Annotated in this window: 6 protein-coding genes; 1 reads left to right on the top strand and 5 read right to left on the bottom strand. The window is 68.1% G+C overall.

Annotated features, from left to right (window positions below; translation table 11 throughout):
- Positions 1-156: 156 nt before the first annotated feature.
- Positions 157-849 (bottom strand): hypothetical protein, encoded by a 693-nt coding sequence (locus ACWGH1_RS28620; RefSeq protein WP_453352218.1) that lies wholly within the window; start codon positions 847-849, stop codon positions 157-159.
- Positions 850-1,648: 799 nt separating this feature from the next.
- On the opposite strand from ACWGH1_RS28620, the gene ACWGH1_RS28615 reads away from it, so the two are divergent.
- Positions 1,649-2,727, top strand: a protein-coding gene (locus ACWGH1_RS28615; protein WP_453352219.1) for an IS630 family transposase whose coding sequence is annotated in 2 segments (ribosomal slippage) — positions 1,649-2,150 and positions 2,150-2,727 — 1,080 coding nt in all. Because the reading frame shifts where the segments join, the coding sequence is not laid out codon by codon here.
- On the opposite strand, the gene ACWGH1_RS28610 is transcribed toward ACWGH1_RS28615, so the two are convergent.
- From ACWGH1_RS28610 to ACWGH1_RS28595, 4 genes are all read right to left on the bottom strand, one after another.
- On the bottom strand, positions 2,719-3,219 hold the full coding sequence (locus ACWGH1_RS28610; protein ID WP_453409129.1) for an ATP-dependent DNA ligase: 501 nt from the start codon (positions 3,217-3,219) through the stop codon (positions 2,719-2,721). The two genes, ACWGH1_RS28615 and ACWGH1_RS28610, sit on opposite strands and share 9 nt — an antisense overlap.
- A gap of 419 nt (positions 3,220-3,638) precedes the next feature.
- Complete coding sequence (locus tag ACWGH1_RS28605; RefSeq protein ID WP_453353265.1) at positions 3,639-4,793, bottom strand: N(5)-(carboxyethyl)ornithine synthase; 1,155 nt, start codon at positions 4,791-4,793, stop codon at positions 3,639-3,641.
- Between the two features lie 175 nt (positions 4,794-4,968).
- Positions 4,969-5,094: a hypothetical protein gene (locus tag ACWGH1_RS28600; RefSeq protein ID WP_389666207.1), complete on the bottom strand. Its 126-nt coding sequence runs from the start codon at positions 5,092-5,094 to the stop codon at positions 4,969-4,971.
- 518 nt (positions 5,095-5,612) lie between these two features.
- On the bottom strand, positions 5,613-6,074 hold the full coding sequence (locus ACWGH1_RS28595) for an Imm21 family immunity protein (RefSeq protein ID WP_453353266.1): 462 nt from the start codon (positions 6,072-6,074) through the stop codon (positions 5,613-5,615).
- Positions 6,075-6,408 lie beyond the last annotated feature (334 nt).

The following is a 6,408-nucleotide window of genomic DNA, read 5'->3' as shown; positions in this document are numbered from 1 at the left end:
GTTGCACGAGTTCCCACTCGGCATCGGACAGTTCATGGCGGCGTATCACGACACCATGATCCACAATTCAAGATCACTTTGACGACAGAGCCTAGCGGCGCCGGTACAGCGCCGTTCGGTCCGCCGCGTACGTGCCGTCCGGCAGTTCTCCGTCGGTCAGCTCGAACTGCTCCGCGTCGGCGGGACCGGTCCAGGCGACCATCGTCCCGGCCGGCCGACTGCTCGGCAGGTGGACGGGCTGGCCGTCGGCGGCCCGGGCACCGAGCGGCGTGTAGGTGCGCACGGCCCCCGTCGCCGGCGGCGCAGAGTCACGGCGGTCTGCACACTGAACATCTGATCTTGCACCGAGTCAGCTGTCTCGGTGCTGTGGCCGAAGCTGTCGCGCACGATTTCGACGCGGGGAAAGTATTCGCCGGAGGCGTCCTGGCCGCTGATGTGGATGGTCACTCGGTTCCTGATCTCCCCGGCGATGGCGCTCATCAGTTCCTGCTCGCACGGCAGGAGTTCCCGGCTGTGCGCGACAGCGTTGCGCACAGCCTCGATGCGGTCTAGAAGGACCGTGATCTCCTTCTTGGCCCCCAGGGCTCCGTTGAGGGAGTCCCAATGCCTGTCCACGAGTCGGGTCAGCTGAGTGAACTCGGCATAGGTGATCAAGCTTGCTGATACGGCGGCCGCACCTCGCTTGGTGCGGCGCTTGACCTCCACCTCCTGCTTTGCAAGGAGCCGGGCCAGGTCCTCGGGGGTGAAGACCTCCTGGAGCCAGTTGGCGCCGAACTTGTCGCGTAGCGAGACGGTAAGCAGTTCCCGCAGCGACCGTTCGCAGCTCGTGAGGGCTTCGGAAGGATCCATGAGAGGCATTGGACGATTCTCGCCGTCCGGGTGGTGAACAGCTAGCGGATTGCGGTCGCCCGCTCGTGCAGCTGCCGGCGGCCGTGACCGCGCTGCGCTGGGCGCGGCGGTCGGTCTGCCGGTCCTCCCAGCGCGGGCAGTCCCGGCCGGAGTCGAGCAGGATCCGGTCGTCACACCGGGCGTCGCCGCACTGCTGGCGTTGGGGCAGTCCCCGGGCCAGCAGCCAGCCCACCGGATCGGTGATCGGACCACCGGCGCGCAGCTGCTCGTCCAAGCGCCGGACGAGCCGGTCGGCGAGCACCTGCGGGGCGTCACTACGGCCCGCAAAGCCCTCCACCCAAATCAGCTCGCTGCGGCGGCAGCCTCCACCAAGTGGCGGCCGCACGGTCCGGACCGGATCAGCGGCCGCGGTGGCCTGGACCCGGGGACAGGAGCTGTGCTCCCGCCCCCGGGCGGTGACCGTCGTGGCTGAGTGGGAGGTGCTCAGCCGAGCCGAAAGCGCGAAGCTCGCGCATCGTTGCTGAAGACCGACCAGTGTTGCAGAGCAACACTCTGGCAACGGCCAACAGCGCTCGGCTCCTGACCAGCACGATTCCTCTGGCAACAAGCGATCCGGCCGGCGCAGCCGGAGCGGTTGTTGCCTCTGTTCTCCGATCACGTACTGCAACATCCGTGGGGTCATCCATTCTGGTTCTCCTCCCGGAGTCCCGCCGGGTGGACCCTACTGACTTCGGCTCGCCAGGGTGATTCTTCGCGGAGTATCTGACGGGGCTGGGGTGTTGGCTGCATTCCGTGGTGTGTGAGGTATGCGGATGGGGGCGGGTTGACCGCTGAGGGACGTCGGCGCCGGGAGACGGTACGGAGGCAGGCGGCCGAGTTGTTCGAGCAGAGGATCAAGCCGCCGGAGGTCGCCCGGCAGCTGAGGGTGAGCCGGAACTCGGCCTATCAGTGGCATCAGTTGTGGCGGGACGGCGGTGTGAAGGCTCTGGCCTCCGGCGGCCCGGGCGGGTCGCGGTGCCGGTTGTCCCCGCGGTGTCTGGAGAAGCTGGCCGTCTATCTGGAGCAGGGTCCGGCCGCGCACGGGTGGGTGGAGGACCAGGTGTGGACCGCATCGCGGGTGGCCACGCTGATCGGCAGAAAGTTCCACGTCTCCTACAGCGTCTCGGGTGCCACGAGGCTGATGCACCGGCTCGGGTTCAGCCCGCAGGTGCCCGCGCGGCGGGTCGCTGAGCGCGACGAGCAGGCTGTGACTGTGTGGCGGGAGGCGACCTGGGCTGAGGTAAAAGGGCTCGGGCGGCCTGCGGGGGCTACGTCTGCTTCGAGGACGAAGCCGGGTTCACCCGCAGGCCGCCCCGGGGACGGACCTGGGGCCGACGCGGCATCACCTCGGTCGTGACCGTCAGCGGCCGACGCTCGGGACGGCTTTCGGTGGCCGGGCTGATCGTGATGAGGCCGGGCTCCCGGACCCGGCTGTGTCACCGCCTGCGGACCCACCCCGCAGGCAAGGGAACACGTCGCAGCATGGGCGAGCGGGACTTCATCGCGCTCGTCGACGGCGCCCACCAGCTGGTCAGAGCACCGATCGTGCTGGTCTGGGACCGCCTGAACACCCACGTCTCCCGCAAGATGCACGACCTCGTCGCCGAGCGCGAGTGGCTGACAGTGTTCCTGCTGCCCGCCTACTCACCCGACCTCAACCCCGTTGAGCGGGTGTGGGCACACGTCAAACGCAGCCTCGCCAACCTCGCCGTCATGGCCCTCGACCGACTCGAAACCCTCGTCCGCAACCGCCTCAAACGCCTCCAATACCGGCCCCACACCCTCGACGGCTTCATAGCCGGCACCGGCCTCACCCTCGACGACCCAACGTCACCTTGAAGGGCCGAAGTCAGTAACGTCGCGGCTGCCCGACCCGGAGGTGAACCGCATGCCGGTCCAGGGGTGCCCGAGGCTGGCGGCGGTGATGTTCCCGGCGACGAGGCAGGCCGCTTCGGGACGTAGGGGTGCCGTGCGGCCGAGGGGGCGGAGACGGTCGTGTGCGTCGTGGCGCCCCAGGAGGAGGAGCTGTGGTCGAAGCAGGGTTCCAGTGATCGCGCCGACGATCGCTTCGATGGTGTCCCGCCGCCTCAGTTTGCCCCAGCCCCTGTACCCCGGGTGGTAGGGCTGGTTCATGGCTTTGACCACGATGCCTTCGAGACCGGGGACGTCGGTCCCGGACTCCAGCCATTTCTGGGCCTTGATCAAATTCGTGGTCATCGGGCACAACGTCCATGGAGTCTTGAGTCGGTGGGTGGCGAAGAGGGCTTCCAACCGGAGTCGGCGCTGCCGATAGGGATGGCGCAGCAACTCGACACCGCTCTCTTGGAGGATGTCGAAGGCGATGAAGAAGGCGGGCAGCGACGCGGCGAGCTCGCAGCGGCGCGGCCACGGGCGGCGGTGCGGCGTTGCAGCCCCTCGAACGACAACCGGCCCGCTGCCGTGTCCCAGACGACGAGCTCACCGTCGAGAACCAGGCCGGCCGGGAGCTGCTTGGCGGCGGCGACGAGGTCGGGGAGGCGGTCTTGGATCAGCGTCCCTGTCGTAGCGCAGCGGGACGCGCGGGGTGTCCCGCTCCCGCTCCTCCAGCGGCAGGTGCGGCGTGTCGGGGTCGGCTGGTGGCTGCTGGTCCGGGTCGGGTGCGGCTCTGGGCCGGGAAGTTGGGGACGTACGAGCCACGGCTGACGGACGGCCGGGGCTTCTGGTCGACGGTGTACCCGGCGCGGGTACGCCGTCGACCATGTGGCGGCGGTTCAGAGCAGCGCGTGCGGGTACTGTTCGGCGCGGTGCTGGAAGGCGAGGATCGCGGGGTTCTGGACGGTGCCGCCGCGGATCTCGATCGCTCGGCGAATCGTGCGGTCACCGTCCCAGCCGGCCGGCCCTTCGAGGACCGGCCGCAGGAACGGGATCAGCGCCTCGCTGTTCTCCCAGGTGGCCGCATCCCACAGGTAGGAGGGGCTGTGGTCCACGGCGTAGTAGTGGACGTGGTCGCCGACGGTGAACATCGGCGCCTTGAAGGTGGTAGGCCGAGCCCAGGCGAAACCCATGCCCTCGTCGCAGGAGACGTCGATGACGAGGGTGTTGGGCGCGAGCTTCGGCAGGTCCTCCTCTATCAGGAACATCAGCGGCGCCGCGGTGTCCTGGAGCACGCAGTTGACGATGATGTCGTGCCCGGCGAGGAACTCGGCCAGCGGCTCCGGGCCGTCCTCAGTGAGCGCGATGCTGCGCCGAGGGTCGAGGGTGTCGTCGGCCACGTCGTGGTCGAAGTGCACGATCCGTGCCGAGTGGATCGGTGAGCTGACGGCGGCGATGCCGCGGGCAGTCAGCACGTCCACGTCGTGAACGCCCAGCGCGCTGAGCGCGGTTACCGCGCCGCGGGCGGTGGCGCCGAAGCCGATCACAACCGCACGCCGCCGACGCCCGTAGTCACCGGTCGCCCCGGTCAGCTGCATGGCATGCAGCACCGACGAGTAGCCGGCCAGCTCGTTGTTCTTGTGGAAAACGTGCAGACTGAATCCACCCTCCCGGGTCCAGTGGTTCATCGCCTCGAAGGCGATCACGGTGAGCCTGCGGTCGATGGCGGCCTGCGTGACCTTCTCGTCCTGCACGCAGTGCGGCCACCCCCACAGCACCTGCCCGTCCCGCAAGTCCGCCAGATCTTCGTGCAACGGTTTGGCCAGCAGGATGACGTCACACTCTGCGATCAGCTCCTCGCGAGAGCGGAAACCGGCAACCCCCGGTGCAAGCTGACGGTCCGAAACACCGAAGTGCTCTCCGTAACCAGTCTGCAGATAGATGCTGGGCTGAAGGTCGACGTCGATGCGTTCGAAGTGCGCCGGGTGGATCGGCAGACGGTGCTCGTTCTCTTTGCGGGTCTGCGACATGATTCCGAGCTTGAGCTGCTGCAAAATACCCCTTTGATTACTACCTGTCTAGCACACCCAGGAGCGCGGGGACCTGTTGGTTGGCAGTGCTCCTCCGGCCGGGCGCCCTGATGGGCACCCGACCCAGGCGTCTTCAGCTGACAAGCGGGGAATGCCCGTCCGGGCTGCCATCTGCGCCACCCTCGCCGACCGGACGCTGTCACGGCACGGTCGCGTTCGGTGCGGACTTCGGCCGACGAGGACCCTGCATCTTCTGAAACTCGTGCGCGGCCTCGATCACCAGCCGGGTCTCCTCATCCCCCAGCGCCCACAGAGGGTAGATCATCGGCTGCGGCCGTAGGACGAAGTCGAGGCCGGTGGGACTGTCAACCGACGCCCCAGTGCCCCGGCCCGCCGGGCCACCTTCGGTGAGTCACCCGCGGCAAGACGGTCGGCCACGATACGTTCCGCGTACGGGTGCCGGCCTCCCTCGCCGAATAGGTTCCGCAGCTGCTCCTCGGTGACCCTCCTGCGGCCCATCCAGCGCCTGCCGGGACACCGGCCTGTTCCTGCGCCTCTTGCTCATCCCTCGATCATTCCTGACTCGGCGGCAGCCGCGGCACCAAGTCAGCCTGCCGTTATCGGCAGGCTGGCGAGTTCCTCCTCGTCAGCTTCGATCGGGCCGGTCGCAGCGACTGGCGGCGGCGCGGACCGTTTAGTTTGGGGCGGGGCGACAGCCGCGAGCAGGGGGAGCACGGGCGTGGGGGCGGGGCCTCGGCGGCCGATACTGTGCCCGGGATACCGGAAAGAGTGGGCAGGTCGCGGGCAAGGCAGTAGTCCATGACACCTCGTAGCCACGTACGTTCAGAATTCGGCGGGCAGGAGCTGGACCAGGCCGACCCAGTTCTCCTCGTCCACCTTGGTCTGCGTGGCGCGGACCCTCCAGCGGCCGGCGGGCAGTGGGACCGGTGCCTCGGCGGGCATCCCACCGTCGGGGTACTCGATGCCCAAGTCGGAACCTGCTTCGGCGGAGTCCATGAGCACCGCCGGACCGTCCGACACCCAGGTGCCGCACTCCTCCCACACCGTGGCCGGGTCTGCGAGGACAGTGTCTGCCGCGGCTCTCAGTCCGGCCTCGGTTTCGGCGGCGCGCCACCGCAGGAACGCCCGGTACTGGGGCAGATAGCAGCTGGTCGCCGGCTCGTCCGCCAGCACCAGTGCCTGCGTACCGTTTTCGTCGATGGGGATCACACCGGCCAGATCGTCCACCGCGCAGGCCCGGTCGTAGTCGTCTGGGGGCGGTGGCGTCTCCCGCCATAAGACCACCCTCCGTACACCCGCCCCAGGAGGCCAGGGCGGAGACGGGGACGACGATCAGAGGGCCGCCCATCGACTCCACCCAGACAAAGGAGTGGCCGGAGGCATCGTCTGTAGTGGATGAAGAGGTGATCATGCAAGTCAGTGTGCCCTCGCCCACTGACAACGTCCCCGCGCTCATGGGATCCCACCACGGGGAAAGGCGCAGCGCCTGTGGCAAGCAGCAGTTACGGGACAGCCCTTAGCTTGATCTTTAACGTGTGCCGTCGAACGATGCGTCGTACTTGATCACTCGGTTTGGTAACCGCCGTACACGGAAGCGGCCTTCGTCTGAACATGTGCT

This window comes from Streptomyces sp. NPDC054883, from assembly GCF_053610645.1.
The sequence above is the reverse complement of the archived record's forward strand: the minus strand, read 5'-3'. Positions and strand labels throughout refer to the sequence as shown.